Genomic DNA, 23,103 nt, shown 5'->3' on the forward strand with positions numbered 1-23,103 from the left:
CAGTGGGGAGCTTTCGCTCCCCCGGTCACATCAAGCTGTCTTGACGTGTTCCGCACTGGACGTCGCTTTTTCAAGCTGATGATCCAGTGCTCTATCGTTGAGTATCATGGAGCCTTCTGTGTCAGTCTCCATCACAGGCACACCATTTTCATCCATGGCTACTTCGCCATCGACAACTTTAACTTTGAAGATCGGAGTAGAGATCAGATCAACCAGAATGGTTGCCAACGCATAGCCATTTTCAATGATCCGCATAATCTCATCATTGAGCTTGCCCAATTCCTGCGCCACATCGAGATTATGGCTTTTTATATACTGCAGGTGACCGTCGATTTCCTTAAGATGGTCAAAATACAAAGTAAATTGGTCATCGAGGGACACAAGTGTTCTTTGGATCCTACACACATAGACTGTTGTCTGACCAAGATGCTCAATGGCACGCTCCAGCTTCTCGATGGCTTCATTGACTTCTTCGTCGGCCTTGCGAGCGTTTCTGAGCGCTTCTTCGCCATGGCTATTGTAAGCCCTGCCTGCAATGGCCAATACAGGACCGGCTACTGCGGCCCCGAGGATTGCCGTTCCACCGGCCATGCCCATGCCGCCCGTTGCTAGAGAGCCACCACCAATGGCAGCCAGGGTAGCGTTGGTGGCGGCAGCCCCTGCCAGAGATGATATCGCAGTGCCCGTTGAAGCAGCGCCCAGAGCCATGACGCCACCATAGACTGCAAACCCGGCAGCAGCGCCAGCGGTGCCGGCCCCTGCAACTGTTCCCAGTACACCAACGGCCGTGTAGCTATACTCCTCAATTTCTTGGAGCTTATGCTTGGGAATATTGACTTCCAGCTTGTTCTTGCGGCCCTCATTTAACTGCTGCTGAAGTTTGTCTGCCAAAACCTTGAACTCACCGAGCCTCTGGCCGATCTTGAGCTCTTTTTTCCCCAAAGCTTCGAGCGCCCCCGTGGCCGTGCTCTCCTGCGCATCAAACACTTCTCGTTTTTCGTCATAACGCTGCTGGGCACTCGCAACGATCGCGTCGGCTTCCGAGTGGCTCTGATAGCCGTCGTAACCTTTTTTCGCGCCGTAGGCGGCACTAGCCAAGGCTGCTCCGGCAAGGACAAAGGGAAGTGGCATAAAAATCTCCTTATTGATTAGCTGTGGAAGCTCTCGCCTCCTTTGCAGCACGGACCTCAATCTATATTAGAGTATATCGATAAAGAACATGAATCACACTAGATATTCCAGCTACCCGTCGTGATCGAAATGCATCGCTATGTATATCGTCCGGGAGCGATGATCCTTGAGTCATGTTTCCTCAAGACAGGCTCTCAATCCTGCTTTATCGTCATAATGAGAGTGAATTACTGGTACGACAAACCGTGTCGCAGCTTGGCATGTTTCCCTGCCCAAATCCTTTGCATGACATGCAACGCCTATTGTCGATCAACGACACGAGCCTGGTTGCCACCATAAGACGAGCCAAAGATCTGATCATGATAAGGACGACAGAAGCACTCGAGCCCATGACCAGCAGTAAGACGGCTAGCCCCTGTCGGACCAAAGTATTGGGGCAAAGGGAAGACGACCACCGGGACTTGGTGAACCCAGTACCCTGGCACTGCCGACCTCGTCGAGGGCTTCCATTTTGAGGCTGCGCCCGGCGAAGTGATGACAGCGACCACCGATGGCGTTCGCCTGCTGGTGGCCCCGGACTGGAGTGCCGACCTAGATGACACAACGCATCGCTTCGTTCAGGTTCATCTGGTTTGGCACGCCAGCGCCGGGAACTATCACCCCATGCAGCACCGTGACGAGCATCGTTGGCACCTGAACCTGCGACCATGCCGTGAACGCTCAATTGCTGCTGATCCGGCTTCCCGCTGGCCGGCGGTTCGGTATTGTTTCCAGCATGCATGACGCGAAGTGTCTCCGAGCGCCAAGGAGGTGCAGTATCTTGATCGAGCTTGGTGTCAACGCATTCACTACGTGGTACGAGACTATCTCGGCCTCCCTGGTTGCCCGACCCGGTGGCTGCCTAGTACTGATGCGTAGATGATTCTTTTGCGAGCTTTTCCTTAGGTTGGTGCCTCAGCCCCGACTTGGCGACAAGAAGCGTTTATGTCCGAGATACGCAAGACCATGTTCCACTACCGTGCCCTACTACAGCTGATCCCGCGCAGCCCAAGCCGGATAAACACACCAGTACTACTGGAAAAACTGCATGAGCACGGATTCCATCTCGATACCCGCTCGATGCAAAGGGACGCTGCACTTTCCGCTAGGGTGCGACGACAGCCAGAAGCCTTATCACTGGTACTTCGATCGTGACTTCAACTGCACCCAACCAGCTCTGGATAACCCAGTTCCGCGATGCCCGACATCTGCTCAACGGCTTGGAGGCAAATGGCCTGAGCCAGTGGGCCCGGCGTATACGGGCCATCCCCAACGGCAAGTCGCTGCTGCCCCGCTCCGCTGGAGGCAGCCACTTGGCAGACGGTGGCGCAGGCGCTGCTGGAGCATCGCGCCCTCGATGTGCCTTATCTATTTCGCAGCGCAGAGGTGGACACACGTTTCATTCTGCACCCGCAGGGACTTGGTAAGTCGCCACAACATGACCTACTTGGTGGCCACGGTGAACGACTACACCGACATTCGCTTGTTCGCCCTGCGCCGTATCAAGGAGGCTACCCTCAGCGAGACCACCTAGCGGGAAGTACACGACTTCGCTCTCAACAACCACATCCGCGGCGGCGCCTTCGGCTATCGGCAAAGCCCCGAAGACGTGAGGCTATTGTAAGCGGCTCAAGCCCACCAGTTCCGGCGAGAGTGAGACGAGCAGCGTGTCCTTCCACTGCCAAGGCAGTAGGACGCCGGGATCGTCATTCCCTCGAGTGTGGGCAGCGTTTCGAACACGAACTGCAGTCGACGCGTCGAGCTGTAGTGGTCAAGCAAGCCCTAGCCTGGGCGTCATTCTGGTCCACAACCACCCCTCGGGCGACGTGCACCCAGCGATGCCGACCGGCGCATTACCCAACGACTGAAGGAAGCGCTGGGACTGGTGGAGATCCGGGTGATCGATCATGTCGTGGTCGGGAGCGAAGGATGTGCGTCCTTTGCGGAGCTGGGGTATCTGTGACCGCGATGCGCGACATAAGCCGGTGCTGCCCCAATGGGGCAGCACCGGGTATTCGCGGCATCATTTATTTTTTGAAGAACTGGCTGTTGACGGCCAGAAGCGGGCGTTCGCTGCTACATACTTGAGGTCTGCTCAGCGGGCAGAGCGATCATTTAATCCTTGCTTATTTTTGTGTGGACACCTTTCCGAGAGTCTGGATCACGACAGCGATAGTGCAGCTATCGTCAGTAGGGTGACTCAATTGGTTCTTCGTCACTTCATGTGGATTTGGCCTGATCAAGCAAGTGGCCTACCGGGCTGCCGATCAGGTAGATCATGGCGATGAAGTTGGTCTCGTTACGGTAGCCGCGTGCGCGTGACCGGGCAGCCTGGAACAGACCGTTCATGCCTTCCAGGCGCGCGTTGGTCAGCCCCGAGAGCCAGCGCCTCACCACCTGCTCCGCATGCCGCTCCAGGGTCGTCAGGGCCTTCGCCATTGGCTTGAGCAGGGGCTGACCGACGACCGCTTCTCGCATGACCTTGAGGTAGTTTGTAACGCGCCACCGGGCGGCACGCGGCGTCGACGCCTGTCGGATCCAGCGTAGCTTCTCCTTGATGATCCAGGCATCAGCGGTCGCACTTCGATCACTCACCAGCTCCTGAAGCGCGGTGAGCTGCTTGGCCGTCAGGTTGCCGCTATCCAGGCTTTTCAGCACTGCCCAGCGCAGCGCCTTGGGATGCCTCTTCTCACGGCGCTCCTTCTTGCGGACCTCGTCCAACGCCTTGGTGAAGGTCTGCACGATGTGGAACCAGTCGACCGTCACCTCGGCATTGGGAAGGTGCTTAGACACGCCGCTCAGGAAGGCTTGGGACATGTCGCAGACGACCTCAACCACATTGCCCGCATCGCCGCCATGCGCTGCCAGGAAGTCGCTGAAGGCCTTGAGGGTGTCCTTGCCATGGCCCGGCACGGCGAAAAGCACCGGCTCCTGCTTGCGTTGCATGTCGAGGAACACGGTGACGTAACGCTGACCCCGCCGGGACGCGGTCTCGTCCACGCCGACAGTCGCCACGCTGGATAGATCCAACTCCCCCAACATGCGTCCCACATAGTGGTGCACGATGCGCCACAGGCGCTTGTCAGCGATCGCCCACTGCCGGGAGACGGCCAGCACCGGCATCTCCTTGACCAGCGACATGGCCGCCTGCTCGAACAGCAGCGTGAAGTCGCTACCGGGCCGAGCCCAGGGCACCTCGATGCGCTTGACGCCATGCTCGGGGCACTTGGCGCGAGGCACCCGCGCATGCAGGTAACAGTGGTGCTGGAAGAAATTCAAATGCCGCCAGGTTCTATCGGCGAAGTCGTGGGCCGGGCAGGCCTCGCCGCACTCCGGGCAGGGGTAGAGGCTGCCCCGCTCGGCCTCGACATAGAGGTCCAGGCGGTGGGGCGACACGGCGGTATCCAGGTGCTGGTCCTTGAGAACCCAAGGCGCTTCAAGGCCCAGGCCGAGGGTCAGAATCTGGGTGCCGTCCATGCCATGCCTCCTGTCGTCGTGGAGGTCATATCCTGGCCCAGTTCAGGGGGCGAATTCCACACCCAACGACGAAGAGCCTTATTTTTCCTTCGTTTGTGTATGGCGACCTTTTCTCAATGCAGTAATGCGACTTGGGAGTCAAATAGGCCTGCTGTACGACACAAGTTGTCGCTATATCCAGGCCGTGTCAAAACACTGTTCAGGCTGGCACACTGCCTTCAGGCATTCCTGATCGGCAGTTTCTATCATGGCACGCTACATCACGGGCGATTCGCGCGAGCAGATTGATCTGCTACCACCATCTCTCGATGAACTGATTCCCGACGATCATCTCATCCGCGTCATCGATCTGTACGTCGATTCTCTCGACCTCGACGCCCTGGGCTTCGAACGTGCTCAGCCGGCGGCAACCGGACGTCCGGGTTACCATCCTGCTGACATGCTGCGTCTCTACCTTTATGGATACCTTCAACAGATCCGCTCGTCGCGTCGTCTGGAACGCGAGTGCCAGCGCAACATCGAGCTGATGTGGTTGCTCAACCGGCTGACCCCAGACTTCAAGACGATTGCTGAGTTTCGACGCAAGCATCCTCAAGCCTTTCGTCAACTCTGCCGGCACTTCATCCGCTTCTGTCGTGATGCTGGCTGGCTAGGAAGCCGTGAGGTTGCCATCGATGGCAGCAAATTTGGTGCAGTCGCCAGCAAGAAACGAGTCGTCAAGTCTGAGGACTTAAAACGTGATGAACAGCGGCTAAACGAGCGCATTGATGCCTGGCTAAATGAGCTCGATGAAGCTGACCATGATGAGGCTCATCGTGATAAGCCTCATCATGACCAACGCCGCCGTTTGCTGGTCAGAGGCTTCAGAAAAGGGCGAAGAGTAATCAGTTTAGCCGTGCTGGCCTACAACCTGAAACGGTTGATGAACCACATCGGCACCGAAGCGCTAAAAGCTCGGTTGAAAGCGATGCCGGCCTGAGGGCTGGGCAGTCTATCGGCTGTTGATTGACCGCCGCAATACCCCAAAGAAACCCAACCGAATGAAGCGGGTCCGTTCTCCGACAACCCAGCTAGGCAGTTTTCCGTTTTGACACGGCCTGTTTGGGCAAGTACTGACGGATCAGTCCATTGGTAGTCTCGTTCGTTCCCCGCTGCCAAAGGCTTCGCGGGTCACAAAAGTAGATCGCCAGGCCTGTAGCAATCCGTAGCTGTGCGTGTTGGGTCAGTTCCGCCACCTGATCCAAGTCAGCGTTTTGCGCAGTTGCTCGGGGAGCGTTGCAACCTTCGCGGCGATGGCATCGCGAACGGCTTCGGCCCCATGACCGGCTAATGCTGGTCCGTTTTTGACTCGGTACCACAGCCATGATCAAGCATAGGCGGCAAGTGCAGCATTAGCGTGAACCGGCTCGTGCATTCAGCCAAGGTGCCAATCGCAGAGCTGTTCAGGCCGATGATCAGGTCCTCCTCTCAGTGACCGGGGATAGCACGATCTGCAACTTCCGCCGGGCGCTGGCTGATCATGACCTCAGGAGAGATAAAGAGTTTGCCCCGTTGCTGTCTCCTGGTGCGTGGAACTCGTAACGCTCGGCCGGTGCCGCAGACACGCGGAAAACTCGCGACGCAGAGCGCCACGGCCTTGAATGTAGAGTGCTTGATAGATCGCCTCGTGAGAGATTCTCATCGTCCGAAAATTCGATCCGCAGTCGACGGGTGATTTGCTCTGGGCACCAGCTTGTTCCCCATCGCCGATCGGCTAGACGGCCATGCCCACGCCCAACATCAAGGTATCGTGCTTCATCATCGTTCCTCTTCCGTGTTGCGTACGGGGCGCGGCGTCATTCGCAACGCGCGTCGTTCATCATGCGGTTCTTGCCCTGAGCCTTGGCGTCATAACTCGCGGCATCGGCGCGTTTCACCATCGCCTGTGCATCAACGTCATCGACGCCCAGGCATGAAACCCCCAGGCTCGCGGTGACACAGTAGTGCTCACCCTTGCGCAGTATCGACAACTCGCTTACTGCTTGGCGGACCTCCTCGGCGATGCGCATGGCTTGTGGGTTGCCGCAGCCGGGTAACAGGATGGCAAATTCATCGCCGCCCAGGCGCGCCAGGTGGTCGTCGCGACGCACGCACCCTTCCAGACAGCGGGCAATCGCACGCAGCATGTCATCCCCTAAGGCGTGACCACCCTCGTCGTTGATCGGCTTGAAACTGTCCAGATCGAAGAGAATCAACGATGCCATTTCGCCATGTTCGCGGAAACGCCCATAGGTCTCCTCTAGGCGTCGCTCGAAACCGCGCCGATTGAGAAGCCTGGTCAGCGGATCGTGCTCGGCTTCCCAGAGCTGGCGCTTCTGCTGTGCGCGCAGATGCGTAATGTCCTTGACGAATCCCACCACACCTTGCGGTTGCTCGCCGTTCATCACCTGACTGGTATACAGCTCCAGCCACATCATGCCCGCATTGCCACACTCAAAGCGCAACTGACGATACAGTCCATCGCCGCCGTTTACCACATCGCGCCACAGCGCAAACAGCACCGGACGATCCTCGGGATGCAAACGACGCAACCAGGCGCGATGCTTGAACGACACCGCCGACAATCCCGTCAAGGTTTCAAGGGCCGGGTTGACGTAGCTGATTCGGCCCTCGAGATCGGCCAGAAACATCGACAATGGCGACGAACTCAACACTGCATCGAGATAGGCCTGGCGGCTGCGTCGCTCCGCGCGCTCGCGATTGCGCTCATACTCCACGCTATTGAAGGTCTGCGCGATGCGCTGCAACTCTTCCAACGAAGTATCCAGGGAAATACGCGGGATATCCCCTTGCCCCACCTGCGCGATCTGACGCGCCAGGTGCCGTAGCGGTGAAAGCTCCAGGCGCAACAGCCACCACAACATGGGCAGCATCGACAGCACCACGATCACCGCCACCCACCACTGGCGACGCACATAATCGATGATCGGTTGGCGTGTTTGACTTCGCGGCAGAAAGACACCCACCACCCAGTCCGGTTCCCAGACCTGGTGATAACTCATCAACGCCGGTTCGCCGTCATTGAGACGACCGGTACCGGTGCCCTGCCAGCCATCCAGTGCCTGATCGAGTACGGGACTCTCCAGCGTGGCAGGGACATGCTGCATGATCAGGGAACTATCGGGATGGCTGAGCACCGTGCCATCACTGGTCATCAACACCGCATAGCCCTGCTTTCCGATGCGCAGGCTGCGCAGATCGAGGAAGAAGCGCCCGTCACGCAGATTGACCACGCCGCCCAGCATGCCTTCGAAACGGCCCTGCGCATCCGTCAGCGGCACCCCCATCACCACCAGCGGTCGACTATCATAAAGTTTACTGATGATCGGGCGACCCAAGAAGGGGCGCCCTTCTTCGCGAACGAAGCGAAAATACTCACGGTCAGCCACATTCAGGCCCACGGCGCCCGGCAGCGACGGCGTGAAGCCCATGACATCTCCCTCGGCATCGACGACGAATGCCGAATCGAACAGCTCCAGCAGCGCCGTGTGGTCGCTCAAGCGCGCCTGCACGTCGTCGTCGCTATCTTCGGTCAGCGGTACATCGCCCTGCAAAGCCCCCGCTTGCGAGGAAGCAATGGTTTTAAGCGTATCGAGTCGCAACGAAATGGATTGCTGAATATCGCGCGCGATCAGCGAGGCTTCGTAATTCAGGTGCGCCCGATTGATCTCCTCGGCGAGACCGCTACCGCCACGCAGCGACACCCACAGGATGGCGATGACCAACACACTCCAGCCCACGCCGATACCGAGGACCAAACGCCCCAACAGTGTTTTGGGTAGCAATGCCTTGCATAATCGTCTCGTGCGATTTGGCCATCTTCGCATCACGTATCGCCAGGTCCATGTCATTATTTAGTGGTGGGCGACAAGCGTATCCCAGCGGCTCCAGCGAGCAAACCCCGCGCCCCTCGCTCCCCTTTGCGCGACGTTGTTTTCCTCGCATACGTGTCAGGTCCCGAGTGATTCTGTTCGACCAGCTCGCGCACGCGCGCTCGAGCCCGCTTACCCAGATTGTCGGCTGGCCCACACCCCACTCATTGCGGGTAGGGCATCCAACCATCACCCTTGAGACGCACATAGGGCACGTCCTGATAAGGCATCACTACCACCCCCTCGTTTTCGGAGATCGGCTGGGTGGTCGGTAGGTCGTCGAACAGCCCCTGCCAATCGACCTCGCGGGCGTTGAAAATATCGTCTGCCACCAATCGTGAGACCAGTTCGGAGACCGCAAGATAGCTGGTCGGCTCGCTGACATGCAGCGGTGAACCTTCGTGGGACTGAGCCATGCCGGTCAGTTTCAACCCTACCGGAACATGGGTGATGGATGGGCTGGGAATCTCACGCATACCGGAGAACTGCATCTTGTCGCCCCGCAACGCCGCACCATGTGCCGCCTGAACCAGCACCGCAACGTGACGGCCCTGCCGGTCGAGTTGCTTGAGGAAGGTCAGCACCTGGTCGAAAAGCGCTTCTAAACGCGGCTTGTAATCGGCAGCACTGCGCTGGCCGGTGTAGCGATTACCGTCATGCAGCGTAATGGTGTTGTAGAAGGTCGCACTCGGCGTATCGGCGGCGTCCCGCTCCGCCCATCGCGCGAGCACGTCGCTGTCGGAATAGATTGGCGAATCGTCGAAGGCCTTCAGCACCGGCTGTAAACCGGCCTGAGACATCTTGGGCACGTCGAGATTGCCTTCCTGCTGCAGCTCGTCGAGGTAATTGTCGAAACTGCCGTCGTGGTTGAGCATCAGCTTTTCGCCGAACCCAAGTCTGGCGAGATTCTCGAACAGGTGACACTGGGCCGGCACTTCGCCATAGATCGCCTTGTGAGGGCGTTGCCCACAACTGGCTTGGAGAAACCGAATACCTGCGGGGCCGCTATATGAGGTTGCCGAGTTGAAGTTGTCGAAGATCGCGTCGAGGTAGTCGAAAAGGGGATGATCCGTCAGCCCCACTTCGGTCATGTCGTCCCAGGACAGCGAACAGATATTGATGACCAGCAGGTCGAAGGGGGCTGCGCCTGCGGGGCGCGGCGAAAAGGTAGTCTGGCGCTTGCGCTCACTGTCATAGAAGGCAGTGAGCTTGCTATCGAGCGCCTCGTCGCTGTTCTCCTCGATGGGTGCCGGCGTTGCTACCGGCTTACTGGCAACCTTGGCCGCGCCGCTCTCGGCGACGCTTGGCGTCGTGGTCGTCGCCGGCCGCGGCGAAGAGATGACGACGGACGGTAACAAAGGTGCCACGGCCAACCAGATCAGCGCGATCACCACCGGCACCGTGACTCGTACCCAAGGGGCAATGAAGCCATAGCCCACGGCGAGAACGAAGAACACGCCAATCCACTGCCAGTCGATCACTCGCTCGGCCAGGTCCAGTAGGTAATCGGTACTTAGCGCCGCCACCTGCGAGGACTGCGCCAGCAGCCGCTCGAAGGGCGGCAGCCAGGTATCGTAATAGAACAGCGCCACGCTGATGGGAATAGCGACGACATGACGCAATCGATGCAGCCACAGCGGCGGCAGTGGCATCAACAGAAAAGCGGCAAACACCAGGTTCGCCAGCACGTCGAATCCGATCGCTCCGCGCCAGTAGAGCACCAGCTTGATGATGAAATACAGATTCCACGCCCCCAAGCCGCGCCATGCACTAACACGTCCCGGAGCCTCGAGCAACGAGGTTTCGATGCGACTCATTAGTCAGATACATCCTTGTCCACCGTCCGGCGCCGACGCACGCCGAGACGAACCAGATAACGCGGCCGCCGATTGAGGATGCGCCGCCCCCAATGCCATATCGATCGCCCTCCCAGTCCCGCAAGCAGCCCCGCGAGTAGGCCCACCAATCCGAGCAGTAATGCCATGTCCTGGTTCATGTCGCGCCCTCAGCCTGTGATATCAATGCCAGCGACACTGCACGTGGTGCCAACGGCGCTGCTCCCGACAGAGTCTGGTCGGAAACCGGGTGTGCTTTGTCATTCAGTTCGGCAGGCGCCTGAGTCTGCGAGTCCCAGCCCTGGTCGACCATCTGACGTTGTTCCAGAGCTATGGTCTCTCGCTGGTCGAAGACCTGACGACTGGAGAACAATGCACTGTCGGCGACTCCGAACAGCCGCGTCAGGGCAATGTCGAGATCAGTCAGACGGCAGCCGAACAGGAACAGATATAAGCGAGACTCGATGAGCGTGACCATGTCACCCTGTCGCGTGAGTCGGCACTGGGCCAGTGCCTGAGTCGCGGACAAGCCACCGGCCGGCCGTAATACTACCAACAGACTCGACACCGACTCGGCCGAGTCCCCCGCCAGCCAATCCTCGATCTGCTCGACGAACACAGCCGGCGAAACCACGCCGCCAGTCGGCAACGGCCGAAGCGCGGCGAGCACCGCAGTAAAATCGTGATCGATAGCCCGCACGAAGCGCTGCCCCTGGATACCGTCGATACGGCTCAGGAAACGTGCGAACGATATGTTGTGGCCGACCACCAGATTGACGCCGCTGAGGGCCAATAGACGCTCGTCGCGATAGCGCAGGCAAGGGACCATCTCGCGAACCACCAACTTGATGGTGCCGCCGCGTTGCAGGCGTAGGCGATGCATCTGGCTCGCCACCATTTCGACCTGCCCGGCACGCTCCAGTGCCAGGATCACCGTCGCCGCCTGGGCGTCGACCGCCCGCGCGACCACCTCGTGCGGATCGTCGAAGGCCTGCCAGTGCTCGCTAGGCAATGTGGCCTCCTCAAGCGCCGCTCGCTGCACGAAGTAGATATGTTCATCGCCGCCACCGACGGTCTCATGCCTGGCCACCTGTAGCAGCCGCCAACCAATACCCTGCGCCGCCAGACTCATATCTTGGCCACCGCAGGCACGCAGGTCGCTGCGCCAGTGCACCACCAGGTAACGCGCCGTCTCGCCCACAGGCTGGAGATGCGCCAAGCCATCGAGTACGTCGTTATGCGGCTGCAGGCGGCCACGCAGGGCCAGGCTACGCAACCCATGCACGAGCAGCACCAGGCAGACCTCGCGTTTGCGGCACCAGCTCTGCCAACGCTGCAGCCACGCTGCCAGCGGCGCCTCCTGTAGCGACGCGAGAGCGCTCGCCGGCAACTTGACCATAACCAGCCGCGGGCCATGACGACGCCGCCAGCGGCGATCCAACTCGTCAGACAGGCTAGTCAGAGCAACGCGCGGCGCGCTGTCGGAGAGCGACCACAGCGTCAGCCGGCCCGGACCGCGTGCCGGATCTTCCAGGCCTGGGGGCTGCCGTCCATCGTCTCCCATAACGATCCAGTCGGCCCGGTCGTCGGCCTCGAGGCCGGCCAATAGTCCTGCGGCCAAACGCTGTAGATGGGTTTCGCGATCGGCGAGCAGCACGTACTGCCCCGGACAGCGAAGTACCGAAAGTTCCGAGCACAGCCCCGCGACATCCAATGAGAAGTGGCGTCGCCGGTCAGTCGGCGGCGTCATTGCATCCCCTCGCACTTCATCAGCGCAACATTCCTTGGCAAAATGGTGACAATATGATGAATTTATGTAAAAAGACAGTATCTAACAGTCACTATACTGCCAATAACGTACTTCAAAAACAGGTCGATGTGCCCAACACATACCTCTTGGCCACAGGAATAGCTGCAGTCAAATGTCGATTCCAGATCACACTTCCACTCGTCATCTCGTTACTGCTCCCGCACACGACGATGATGTCCGCACCCTGATCGACAATGCCGGACTCGGCGACTTTCCCTATCGCAACATTCATCAGCAGGAACGTCTCGCCACTAACCTCGAGCGTTGGCCGCTGTTGAGCGAGCTGGCCAACGCCGGCTCGGAGATCGACGCGTGAACGTGCTTGCCCTGCAGGGGCTGCGCGGCGGCACGGGGTCCACTTCCCTGCTCGCCGCGCTGGCCGAAGCGCTCACCCAGGCGGGGCTTAACGTATTGTGCATCGATCTCGATCCACGCAATCAGTTGCGCCTGCACTTCAACCACCCATGGCGAAACAACAACGGCTGGGCGACCGCCGAGGCGGCGGGAGCTGTCTGGCACGAGATGGCCTTTGCCCTCGGTGAACGTCTGACGTTTTTGCCCTATGGGCAAGGCGCGGAAGTCATCGAAGCCCGGGAACGTGACCGGCTGGGAACATTCTCGCTCTGGGGCCATCGGTTGGCCGAGCTGGACCCGCATCGTTACGACTGGGTACTGGTCGATGTACCGTCCGCCTGTTCGGTGCATCAGCAAGAGATGCGCCGTCTGGCTCCAACCTGGCTGACCGTGACCCACTGCGACGCCGCTTGCCATGCCCTGCTCGCCAGTCGTGAGCCGGACGACAATGAGTACTTGCTGGTCAACCGTTTCACGCCGCGCAGCTTGTTGCAGAACGACTTGCTGGCGGCTTGGCAGCATCAATATGCCGACTGGCTAGTACCCTGCACGATCCACCAGGATGAAGCGATGTTCGAAGCGCTGGCCCACAAGCGCAGCGTGGTCGGTCACCGCAGCGACAGTCTGGCGGCGCGTGACGTACAGCGCCTGGCCGCCTGGCTGCTGGCACGCGGAGCGATGGGATGAGTCTGCTGCTCAAGCCGCTAGCTCTCGACGGACTGCGTCACCATTATCACGACTTGCGTCAACGCCGGCGCGCCGGGCCGGTTACCGCCCTGCTCTACTGTACGCTGTGGTTGCTGGGCTGGGCGCTGTTGCGTTTTGAAGGGCCGGCCTGGCAACGGCTACTGCTGCGCCTGGCACCGACCTTGCGTCATCTTCAGCGGCGTCGTCCGGGTATCGCTGACCCACTGCGCTATCTGATCCAGACCCTGTGGCTGATACTGCTGCATCCGCGACGTCAAAGCTCAAACAGACGCCCAACCCCCCAAAAGCATGACGCCACGCCGCAATACGCCGAGACGCGCCGCCGACATGCGCTACCAGCCCTGTCCGCCTGGCGACGACGCCTCGCCAGCCTGACGCAGCGCGTCGATATCAGATCACGCGACCCTATTCCGGCCACCATTCACGCCACTTGGCCATTATGGACCATGGGCTCGCTGGCCGGTCTGATGATGGCACTGGTCATTACCCAACCCTTTACGCTGGGCGCCCAAGCGATTTTTGCGGCGTTGCTGGCAGGTATCGCCCTGCTGATACAGCGCGTTCCGGGACGCCTGACGACGCTGACCCTGATTGTGCTCTCGGTGACGGTATCGTGCCGTTACCTGTGGTGGCGCTATACTTCGACACTCAATTGGAACGATCCACTCGACGTCACCTGTGGCCTGTTGCTGCTCTGCGCCGAGACTTATACCTGGCTGACCTTGCTGCTCGGCTATGTGCAGACGATCTGGCCGCTCAATCGATCACCAGCCCCGCTGCCCGACGACCTGTCACGATGGCCGACCGTCGATCTGATGATTCCCACTTACGACGAATCGCTGGGCGTGGTGCGACCCACGGTGCTGGCCGCGCTGGGTATCGACTGGCCGCACGACAAGCTACGCGTCCACCTGCTCGACGACGGTCGCCGCCCGGCATTCCGGCAATTCGCCGAGTCGGTGGGCATCGGCTACATTACCCGCGACGACAATCGTCACGCCAAGGCAGGCAACCTGAACCATGCGCTGACCGTCACCGACGCCGAGTGCGTGGCGATCTTCGACTGCGACCACGTCCCTCAGCGCTCGTTCCTACAGATGACCGTGGGCTGGTTGCTCAAGGACCCTCGGCTGGGCCTGATCCAGACCCCACACCACTTCTTTTCGCCCGACCCCTTCGAACGCAACCTGGACCGCTTTCGGCGCATGCCCAACGAGAACACGCTGTTCTATGGCCTGATACAGGACGGCAACGATCTGTGGAACGCCAGCTTCTTCTGCGGTTCGTGCGCCGTGCTGCGCCGCACGGCGCTCGAGGCGATCGGCGGCTTCGCCGTGGATACTGTTACCGAGGACGCTCACACATCGCTGCGTCTGCACCGGCATGGTTTTACCTCAGCCTATCTGCGCCTGCCCCAGGCGGCGGGCCTGGCCACCGAGAGCCTATCGGCACACATCGGTCAGCGCATTCGCTGGGCGCGCGGCATGGCCCAGATTTTCCGTCTCGACAACCCGCTCACAGGACCCGGTCTGAACCTGGCCCAGCGGTTTTGCTATCTCAATGCCATGCTGCACTTCCTGGCCGGCGTGCCTCGATTGATCTTCCTCACGGCACCGCTGGCCTTTCTACTGCTACACGCCTACATCATCTACGCGCCGGCGGTGGCCATCCTGCTCTACGTGGTCCCGCACATGCTGCACTCCGGCATCACCAACTCACGCATCCAGGGCCGCTATCGACACAGCTTTTGGAATGAAGTCTACGAGGCGGTACTCGCCTGGTACATTGCCCGTCCAACAACAGCGGCACTGCTCAATCCACGCAAGGGCAAGTTCAACGTTACGGCCAAGGGCGGGCTGATCGGCGAGAACTACTTCGATTGGACCATATCGCGCCCTTATCTGCTGCTCATCACCCTCAATGTGACCGGGGTGGTGGCCGCCGCCTGGCGTCTCTACACGGGCCCATTCGACGAGTTACCCACCGTGCTGGTCAGTCTGGCCTGGACGCTCTACAACCTGATCATTCTCGGCGGCGCCGTGGCCGTGGCCGCCGAGGCGCGGCAGGTACGTCGCCGCCATCGCGTCGAGGTGGCCCTACCCGCAGCTCTCGAGCTCGCCGATGGCCACACCTATCCTTGCACCCTGCACGACTACGCCGAGGGCGGGGTCGGCCTGAGCCTGCCCTGCGCCGGGCTGCTGACCATCGGCCAAAAAGTGTCATTGCTGCTGTCTCGCGGGACTCGCGAACAGGCATTCGAGGCTCGCGTGATCAACGTCAATGGTGCTCGCACCGGCCTTGAACTGGAAACAATGTCGTTCCCCGAACACCTCGACTATATCCAGTCCACCTTCGCCCGGGCCGATACTTGGACGCTGTGGCGGGACAGTGTTCCCGAGGATCGCCCCATGCAGAGCTTCACCGACATCCTCTCGCTCGGCATGGAAGGCTACCGGCGTCTGTTGCTGCACGCCCCACTGAGGCTGCGCGCGCCACTTACCTGGCTGGGCTCGTTCGTGCCGCGCCGCGAGATACGGCAGGCCTGAGCATTATCAACTGATAAAGGATCGCGTTTAGATGAGCATACGTTGGCTTGTATCGTTACCACTATTGATCATGCTGACCGGCTGGATTCAGGCAAGCGTTGCGGCGACTGCCACGACGACGTCCGACGACGTTGAGCCGCCGATCACGCACCGCAACCTACCACTGTCCCAGTTGACCCAAGGCCCGATCGAGTTGACCGGCCTGGAGGCAACGCAGCGCATCGACTTCGGTGTACGCAGCGATCGATTGGTCACTCGTGCCGTACTTGACCTGCACTATACGCCGTCGCCGGCCTTGCTCGACGACGTTTCCCAGCTCAAGGTCTACCTCAACGACGACGTGGTCGGTGTAGTCAGCATCGAGCCCGACAATGGCAAGCCGCAGCATGCCCGAGTATCGCTCGACTCGCGACTGATTCGAGACTATAACCGCCTGCGCCTGTCGCTGGTCGGCCATTACAAGAACATCTGCGAGAACCCGGTGCACACCAGCATCTGGCTGGACATTGGCGATACCAGCCACCTCGAACTCACCGAACAGGCGCTGCCGTTGGCCAACTCGCTGGAGCGCCTGCCCAAGCCGTTTTTCGATGCGCGCGACGACAATGCCCTGGATCTGCCGTTCGTGCTGCCCGAGTCTCCCGACCTCGCCATGCAGCGCGCCGGCGGCATCGTTGCCTCGTGGTTCGGCAGCCTTGCCGACTGGCGCGGCCAGCATTTCCCGGTGACCTTCGAGCTGCCGCCGCGTCAGCATGCCGTGGTGCTGGCTACCAATGATGCTCGGCCGAATTTTCTCGCCGACTATCCGCCGGTCGACGGCCCGACCATCGAGGTCATCAGTCACCCCGAGACCCCCTACGCCAAGCTGCTACTGATCCTCGGCCGCAACGACGACGATCTGGTCAAGGCGGCCCGCGCTCTGGCGCTGGGAGACGTGCTGCTGCGCGGCCAGAGCGCCCAGATCGACGAGATCGACCCGCTCAAGCCGCGCCAGCCCTACGACGCCCCGAAATGGGTGCCCACCAACCGTCCAGTGAGCTTCGATGAACTGGTCGAATATCCCGATCAACTACAGGTCGAAGGCGAGAAACTGGATCCGATAGAGACCACTCTGCGCATACCGCCCGATCTGTTCGTCTGGGAGGGCGACCTGGTCGATCTCGAACTCGGCTACCGCTACACGCCACCAGCCACCGAGAAGGGGTCACGGCTCGACGTTTCTATCAACGGCGGGTTCCTACGCTCGTTCCCGCTCAGCCAGGAGGGCAGCGGCAACCCGGACGGCCTCGAGGTGCCGATCCTTCAGAACTGGCTTGGCAGCGACAGCAAGGTCGCCATTCCGGCACTGCGACTGGGCGCCATCAATCGCCTGAGCTTCGCCTTCAACTACACCAACCGCGTCGGTGACGGCGAATCCAACAAGTGCATCACCATCAACCGGGTGCCCAATCGTGCCACCATCGATAAGTCCTCGACCCTCGATTTCTCGGGTTACTCGCACTATCTGAAGATGCCTGCGCTAAGCACCTTCGCCACGGCAAGCTTCCCCTTCAGCCGGCTCGCCGACCTGTCCCAGACATTGGTGGTGATGCCGCCTTCACCGTCCGCCGAACAGTTCTCCTCTCTATTCGACACGCTCGGCCGCATCGGCGCACAGACCGGCTACCCCGGTGTCGCCATGCGGCTGACCGACGACTGGCAGCAGGCTAGTGAGGTCGATGCCGATATCCTCGCCTTCGGTTCGCTACCCGAGTCGCTGAAAAAGCGCCAGCCGGTGATGGCGCTGGGGCCGGAAGCCAACAGTCGCCTGCGCTTGGCCAGTCGCGACGCCGAGATCAAGGCGCAACACGATAAACTCGATGACAGCGCCGTTCCCGCTGATCGCCAGGTGGCGGTCAGTGCCCATGGGCCGCTTGCCGCCTTGCTCGAGATGCAGTCACCGTTCTACGACCAGCGCAGCGTGGTCGCCCTTCTCGCTGCCAAGCCCGCCGGGCAGCGGCTACTCAACCGCACCTTGACCAAGCCGTCGGCGCTCGACCAGATCAGTGGTTCGGTGGCAGTAATTCGCGACAGTGGCATTACCAGCAACGCTGTCGGCGAGCGCTATTATGTCGGCCACTTGCCATGGACCACCTGGCTGCGCTACCAGCTCTCGCGGCACCCTTGGCTAATAGCCGCCACCGCCGGACTCGCGGTACTAATCGTCGCTTTCCTGCTGTGGCGGATCCTGCGTCGACTCAGCGCACGGCGGCTACGCGACGACGAGGAGTGAGCATGCTGTTTTCCGGACTTCTTCTAGGACTGGTTCTGTTCACGGATGTCGCCGTCGCGGACGACGTCCAATGGCCGGCCTGGGAACGTTTTCGTGACACCCTGATCAGCGACAATGGGCGCGTCATCGACCGCTCCGACCCACGCCACATCACCACCTCCGAGGGCCAAAGCTACGCACTGTTCTTCTCCTTGGTCGCCGACGACCGAGACACCTTCCAGCAGCTGCTTGACTGGACCCAGAACAACCTGGCTAAGGGCGATCTCGGAGTCATCCTGCCGAGCTGGCTGTGGGGGCGCCGGGAAAATGGCGACTGGAACGTGCTCGACGCCAACAGCGCCGCAGATGCCGATCTGTGGCTTGCCTATACGCTGCTCGAGGCCGGTAGGTTGTGGCAGCGTCGCGACTATCGCGTACTCGGTATCCGCCTGGCTGCACGCATCGCCGACGCCGAGGTAACCACATTGCCCGGTTTCGGCAAACTGCTACTACCCGGTCGAGAGGGCTTCGTCGCCGACGATGCATGGCGCATCAATCCCAGCTACCTGCCGCCACAGCTGCTGACACGCCTGAGCGAGCTGGGCGCCCCCTGGCCCGAGGTGGCGGCTAATGCGCCACGACTGTTGATCAACAGTTCCCCCCTGGGTCTGGCCCCCGACTGGACACAGTGGTCCCCCGGCAGCGCCTGGAATCCCGACCCCAAGCACGGCAGCCAGGGCGACTACGACGCGATCCGCGTCTACCTGTGGTTGGGCATGCTCGCCGACGGCGCCGATCGGCGCCAAGCTTTGCTGAAGCATTTCGCGCCGATGCGTGAAATCGTCCGCCGCCACGGTGTTCCCGAGCGGGTCGATGCCCTGAGCGGCGAGGCAGCGGGACACGGCAACGTGGGCTTCTCGGCCGCTCTGCTCCCGTTCCTGGTGGCCTCGTCGAACGCTGAGGCGCCACTGGCCGAGGCACAGCGTCAGCGCCTGGCTGCCGACCCGCCGGCAACCAACGCCTATTACTCGCAAACTCTGATGCTGTTCGGTCGCGGCTGGGACGAGGGGCGTTATCGGTTTGCCGCAGATGGCCGTTTGGAGCCGGCATGGGAGTCGCCATGAACCTGACACGTCACTTCGGCTTGCTGTCCGTCTGCGTGTTGCTGGCCAGCGTGGCACCACCATCATTCGCCGCCTCGGCGCCCGAGCAGACAACAACGTCGCGACCTGACGTCCGCCAGGCCGTCTCGCCGCGCGACGGGTTGCTGCAGCGAGTACGCCTCGGCGAGGCTCGCCAGGACGAGTCGCTGGTCGACGAGGCGCTCGACAAGTTAGAGGCCATCGCCCCCGACAGCCCCAAGGTGCTCGAAGCCCGGGTACGCCGCGCACTGCGCGACGGTGACCACCAGCGCGCCACTCAACTCGTTCAGCGACTCGCCGAACTGGCGCCCGACAGTCGTGCGTACCGCTTGGCGCGGCTCAATTTATCGCTGACCCAACCAGAAAAGCGCCAGACCCTGAGCCAAGCCCGGCTGCTGGCCACCACCGGGCATCTCGAAAAGGCCAAGAAGAGCTACGACAAGCTGTTCGCCGATGGCCTGCCGACGCTGCCCCTGGCGCTGGAATACTGGCAGCTCGTCGCCCGACTACCCGATGGCCAGTCACGCGCGATTCATCAGCTCGATGCGCTCGACAAGCGCTACCCCCAAAGTCCCGAGCTAGGGTTTGCCCTGGCCCAGTTGCAGCTCGACGCAGGACGCGACGAGGCCGCCTTCGATCGGTTGGCTCAACTCGCCAGGCTGCCGGGCACCCGCCAGACGAGTGCGCGCATCTGGCTGGATGCGCTGCGAGGCCGGCCGGCAACTCAGGCCAGCGTCACCGCTTGGCGACACTTCCTTGACGTCTTCGGGGACACCGACTATGCCGACGAAGCGCGACAAGCCCTGTCACATCAGCGCCAGTTACTCGCCAACCCCGCCTATCAGGCCCGCCAACGCGGCCTGGCGCACTTCTCCGAGGCGCAAGGCGTCAGCGGTGAAGCCGATATAGAACACGCCCTGAAGGCCTATCCCGATGACGCCGAACTGCTTAGTGCGCTGGGCATCATTCGCCTGCGCCAAGGCCGCCACGAACAGGCACTGGCGCTTTTCCAGCGCGCCCGGGCCAACGACAAGAGTGGCTTCAGCGGCGACAAGTGGCAGACTCTGATCGACACCGCCCGGTACTGGACGCAGGTGCGTCGCGGCGATTCAGCGCTGACTGACGGCCACCTCCGACACGCCGAACAGAACTACCGCCAGGCCGCACGTCTGCAGCCCGACTCGCCCGATGCCTGGCTGGGGCTTGGCGACGTCGCTCGGCGCCGTGGCGACACGCTCTCCGCTGAACAGGCCTACCAACATGCACGGCGTATTTCCGGCGACGACAACCGGGCACTGGAACGCCTGACCGCGCTGTATACCGAGCGATCTCCGCAGCGCGCGCTCGACTTCATCGCCACGCTATCCTCTGCTCAGCAACACGCGCTCGCCGACACCCGCCGACAACTGCGCGTCGCCCAGCTCAGCGCCGATGGCCAGCGCTTCGCCGATGCCGGGCAATGGCCCCAGGCCGCCGAACGCTATACTGCCGCCCGAGCGTTGACCCCCACCGACGTCTGGCTGACCTACTCGCTGGCCCAGGCCCTGCTCCAGGCCGGTCACCCGTCGCAGGCCGATGCCGCTCTCGCCGATCTGCTGAGACGCCTCGGCGACCTCGACGATCCCGCAGCACGCGCCCAGGGCCACTATGCTCAGGCACTGTATCTTGCCAGTGATGACCGCGACCAAGCTGCCCTCAAAAGCCTGGGGCAAATCCCCGCCGCCCAGCGCGACGCTGACATGCGTGCACTTGCCACACGTCTCGAGCGCCGCCAACTGCTGGCACGGGCTTCGTCACTGCGTGCCGATGGCGACCCTGCAACGGCGCGCGCCCTGCTCGAGGCCCAGCCGGCAAACGCCGAGATCAGCCTACAACTCGGCGACTGGGCATTGGCCGATGGCCAGTCGGATGCCGCCGAACGGCACTATCAGCGTGCTCTGAAGCTGGAGCCAGATAACCTTCAGGCACATCTGGGGCTCGCTGAGGCCACTCTAGCCAGTGGTGATAAGACCCGGGCTCGCCTGCTTCTCAGCCGCCTCGAACTGCCGACCGATGCCATAGCCGCCCGCCGTCGTGCCGCCAATACTTGGCTGCAGATGGGAGACACGACTCGTGCCGAGGCCTTGGTCGCCGCGACACTTGCGCAACCGGCTGCCACCGAAGATGCTCAGACCTGGCGCGACGCGGCGCGCATCGCACGTGCCGATGATCATCCTCAAAAGGCTCTGGGCCGCTATCGCCACGGCATGGTCGCCGCCGGCATCGCCGACTCCGCAGCGCTCACCGACGACGCTGAATTCACCCGCGCCACCCGCAGCCGAACCGATGACGACTGGTTGACCGGTAGCCTGCGCAGTGAATCGGCAACGCTTTACCAGTCGCTCGACACCCGAGTCCGGGCAGCACGACAGGTCGACAACGACAGCGGCACCGACGGCGTCTCGTCGCTGACGACCACGACCGACATGTTCGAGGTCAATACGCCGATCAACGGCGGACGCGGCTTCCTGAGGCTCGACCGTGTCAGTCTCGACGCCGGACGCCTCACGCGCGATGCCGATGGCCTGACCCGTGAGACTTTCGGCACCTGTGCGGTAGTCGGCTGCACTGGTGACTTACACCAGCAAGACAACGGCGTCAGCATTGGCCTGGGTTGGTACGACGAGACCTGGCGGATGGACATCGGCACGACACCGCTGGGTTTCGCGGTCGAGGACTGGACCGGCGGTGTGCAGTATTCAGGGGATGCCGGGCCACTGTGGCTGACCGTCACGATGTCACGGCGCGCGCTCGACGATTCGCTGCTGGCCTTCGCCGGTGCCAGGGACCCGCGCAGCGGAACGACCTGGGGCGGCATCCGGGCCACCGGCGCATCGCTGGGGCTGGGCTATGACCAGGGCGGACCCAACGGCGTGTGGTCTAACCTCGGAGTGCACCATCTCGACGGCAAGAACGTCCCCGACAATACCCGGGTACAACTGATGGGCGGGGTTTACCACAAATTGGTCAACAATGAGCACCGCCGCCTCAGCGTCGGCATCAGCAGCCTGGCAATGCACTACCGCCGCGAACTCGGCGGTTATTCGCTGGGTCAAGGAGGCTACTACAGCCCGCAGCGCTACTTCTCGCTGTCGCTGCCGGTGAGCTATACCCAACGCACCGGCGACTGGTCATGGCAGCTCGACGCGGCGGTCTCGCAGTCGTGTACCGACAGCGACGACAGTGCACGCTACCCGCTGGGCGGCGCCGAGGTGGCCGGATTGCCCGATGCCAGCGCCACCCTTGGCGGCGGCAGCGGCGGCGGTTTCGGTTTCTCGCTGAGTGGACGTCTCGAGCGTCGTCTCGCCGATCACTGGATCGCCGGGCTCGCCGTCGGTTTGCAACAGGCCGAGGACTACGCGCCCAATAGCTTCAACCTGTCGCTGCGCTACAGTTTCGGTGCCTGGCAAGGCGATCTGGCGATGCCGCCCGACGTGCTCAAGCCCTATGCCAGCTTCGACTAGTCCCACCTGTGTCGCAGGATCGTATTCGGATGCTATTTGAATTCCAGAGTTCCACCCCGAAGTACAAGCATAGAGGGCAGCAACAGAACGTTGCCGCCTTGAATCGCACGAGATGATCTCATGTCGGGTCCCTGGTAATCACATCGCGAGCATCCATCGGGCTTCCGGAATCGCGCGTGCTCAAGCATGCCGACACGCTCAAGCCGCTCGCGTATATCGAAAGGGATGTCGACCTCATGACGGCTCACCGCGCAATTCGGGCATAGCTGTTGCGCCAAATTTTCGGGTTCTTCGCAGATTAGCGTGAAACAGACAGGATAGAGAGACGGCGGTAAATCCGGATAAGCTGATGTTCACCACAAACCTCAGCCCCTCACCTGGATACCGCCGCCGCCA

12 protein-coding genes and 3 pseudogenes are annotated in these 23,103 nt (G+C 61.5%); 8 read left to right on the top strand and 7 right to left on the bottom strand.

The window, feature by feature from the left end; genetic code table 11:
* Positions 1 to 30: 30 nt before the first annotated feature.
* Positions 31 to 1,131 carry a hypothetical protein gene (locus OP496_RS10220; RefSeq protein WP_280563524.1) on the bottom strand — a complete coding sequence of 367 codons (1,101 nt, stop codon included), beginning with the start codon at positions 1,129 to 1,131 and terminating at the stop codon, positions 31 to 33.
* A gap of 1,832 nt (positions 1,132 to 2,963) precedes the next feature.
* On the opposite strand from OP496_RS10220, the pseudogene OP496_RS10225 reads away from it, so the two are divergent.
* Positions 2,964 to 3,133: pseudogene (locus OP496_RS10225) on the top strand (JAB domain-containing protein); the annotation flags it as partial.
* A 257-nt stretch (positions 3,134 to 3,390) separates the two neighbouring features.
* On the opposite strand, the gene OP496_RS10230 reads toward OP496_RS10225, so the two are convergent.
* Positions 3,391 to 4,647, bottom strand: a complete 1,257-nt coding sequence (locus tag OP496_RS10230) for an ISL3 family transposase (protein ID WP_280563525.1) — start codon at positions 4,645 to 4,647, stop codon at positions 3,391 to 3,393.
* Positions 4,648 to 4,894: 247 nt separating this feature from the next.
* Between OP496_RS10230 and OP496_RS10235 the strand changes: the two are divergent.
* Positions 4,895 to 5,455: pseudogene (locus OP496_RS10235) on the top strand (transposase); the annotation flags it as partial.
* A 292-nt stretch (positions 5,456 to 5,747) separates the two neighbouring features.
* Here the strand turns inward: OP496_RS10235 and OP496_RS10240 are convergent.
* The 5 genes and pseudogenes from OP496_RS10240 to bcsE form a co-directional block, all read right to left on the bottom strand.
* Positions 5,748 to 6,401, bottom strand: a pseudogene (locus OP496_RS10240) (IS30 family transposase); the annotation flags it as partial.
* 81 nt (positions 6,402 to 6,482) lie between these two features.
* Complete coding sequence (locus OP496_RS10245) at positions 6,483 to 8,471, bottom strand: diguanylate cyclase (RefSeq protein ID WP_280563526.1); 1,989 nt, start codon at positions 8,469 to 8,471, stop codon at positions 6,483 to 6,485.
* Between the two features lie 251 nt (positions 8,472 to 8,722).
* Positions 8,723 to 10,375 (bottom strand): cellulose biosynthesis protein BcsG, encoded by a 1,653-nt coding sequence (bcsG, locus tag OP496_RS10250; RefSeq protein ID WP_280563527.1) that lies wholly within the window; start codon positions 10,373 to 10,375, stop codon positions 8,723 to 8,725.
* Entirely contained in the window at positions 10,375 to 10,542 is a 168-nt protein-coding gene (locus OP496_RS10255) for a hypothetical protein (protein WP_280563528.1), read from the bottom strand. The genes bcsG and OP496_RS10255 overlap by 1 nt, the downstream gene beginning before the upstream one ends.
* An 8-nt stretch (positions 10,543 to 10,550) precedes the next feature.
* Entirely contained in the window at positions 10,551 to 12,143 is a 1,593-nt protein-coding gene (gene bcsE / locus OP496_RS10260; protein ID WP_280563529.1) for a cellulose biosynthesis protein BcsE, read from the bottom strand.
* Positions 12,144 to 12,315: 172 nt separating this feature from the next.
* Here bcsE and bcsR point away from each other — a divergent pair, with 172 nt between their 5' ends.
* Genes bcsR through bcsC form a run of 6 tightly spaced genes read left to right on the top strand, consistent with a single transcriptional unit; the run spans position 12,316 to position 22,707 of the window.
* Positions 12,316 to 12,519, top strand: a complete 204-nt coding sequence (bcsR, locus tag OP496_RS10265; RefSeq protein ID WP_280563530.1) for a cellulose biosynthesis protein BcsR — start codon at positions 12,316 to 12,318, stop codon at positions 12,517 to 12,519.
* Complete coding sequence (gene bcsQ, locus OP496_RS10270) at positions 12,516 to 13,244, top strand: cellulose biosynthesis protein BcsQ (RefSeq protein ID WP_280563531.1); 729 nt, start codon at positions 12,516 to 12,518, stop codon at positions 13,242 to 13,244. The genes bcsR and bcsQ overlap by 4 nt, the downstream gene beginning before the upstream one ends.
* Positions 13,241 to 15,811 carry a UDP-forming cellulose synthase catalytic subunit gene (gene bcsA / locus OP496_RS10275; protein ID WP_280563532.1) on the top strand — a complete coding sequence of 857 codons (2,571 nt, stop codon included), beginning with the start codon at positions 13,241 to 13,243 and terminating at the stop codon, positions 15,809 to 15,811. Before bcsQ ends, bcsA begins: the two co-directional genes overlap by 4 nt.
* 31 nt (positions 15,812 to 15,842) lie before the next feature.
* Positions 15,843 to 18,083, top strand: coding sequence for a cellulose biosynthesis cyclic di-GMP-binding regulatory protein BcsB (gene bcsB, locus OP496_RS10280; RefSeq protein WP_280563533.1), 2,241 nt, complete (start codon positions 15,843 to 15,845; stop codon positions 18,081 to 18,083).
* Between the two features lie 2 nt (positions 18,084 to 18,085).
* Complete coding sequence (gene bcsZ / locus OP496_RS10285) at positions 18,086 to 19,186, top strand: cellulose synthase complex periplasmic endoglucanase BcsZ (RefSeq protein WP_280563534.1); 1,101 nt, start codon at positions 18,086 to 18,088, stop codon at positions 19,184 to 19,186.
* The gene (gene bcsC / locus OP496_RS10290; RefSeq protein ID WP_280563535.1) at positions 19,183 to 22,707 is read left to right on the top strand and encodes a cellulose synthase complex outer membrane protein BcsC; all 3,525 of its coding nucleotides are present in this window, start codon (positions 19,183 to 19,185) and stop codon (positions 22,705 to 22,707) included. Before bcsZ ends, bcsC begins: the two co-directional genes overlap by 4 nt.
* Positions 22,708 to 23,103 lie beyond the last annotated feature (396 nt).

Source organism: Chromohalobacter sp. 48-RD10 (assembly GCF_029889785.1).
In the GTDB taxonomy this organism is placed as follows: domain Bacteria; phylum Pseudomonadota; class Gammaproteobacteria; order Pseudomonadales; family Halomonadaceae; genus Chromohalobacter.

Coding starts and splice junctions, on each gene's coding strand:
- OP496_RS10220 (WP_280563524.1), bottom strand. CDS start 1,131: ATGCCACTTCCCTTTGTCCTTGCCGGAGCAGCCTTGGCTAGTGCCGCC.
- OP496_RS10230 (WP_280563525.1), bottom strand. CDS start 4,647: ATGGACGGCACCCAGATTCTGACCCTCGGCCTGGGCCTTGAAGCGCCT.
- bcsG (WP_280563527.1), bottom strand. CDS start 10,375: ATGAGTCGCATCGAAACCTCGTTGCTCGAGGCTCCGGGACGTGTTAGT.
- OP496_RS10255 (WP_280563528.1), bottom strand. CDS start 10,542: ATGGCATTACTGCTCGGATTGGTGGGCCTACTCGCGGGGCTGCTTGCG.
- bcsE (WP_280563529.1), bottom strand. CDS start 12,143: ATGACGCCGCCGACTGACCGGCGACGCCACTTCTCATTGGATGTCGCG.
- bcsR (WP_280563530.1), top strand. CDS start 12,316: ATGTCGATTCCAGATCACACTTCCACTCGTCATCTCGTTACTGCTCCC.
- bcsA (WP_280563532.1), top strand. CDS start 13,241: ATGAGTCTGCTGCTCAAGCCGCTAGCTCTCGACGGACTGCGTCACCAT.
- bcsB (WP_280563533.1), top strand. CDS start 15,843: ATGAGCATACGTTGGCTTGTATCGTTACCACTATTGATCATGCTGACC.
- bcsZ (WP_280563534.1), top strand. CDS start 18,086: ATGCTGTTTTCCGGACTTCTTCTAGGACTGGTTCTGTTCACGGATGTC.
- bcsC (WP_280563535.1), top strand. CDS start 19,183: ATGAACCTGACACGTCACTTCGGCTTGCTGTCCGTCTGCGTGTTGCTG.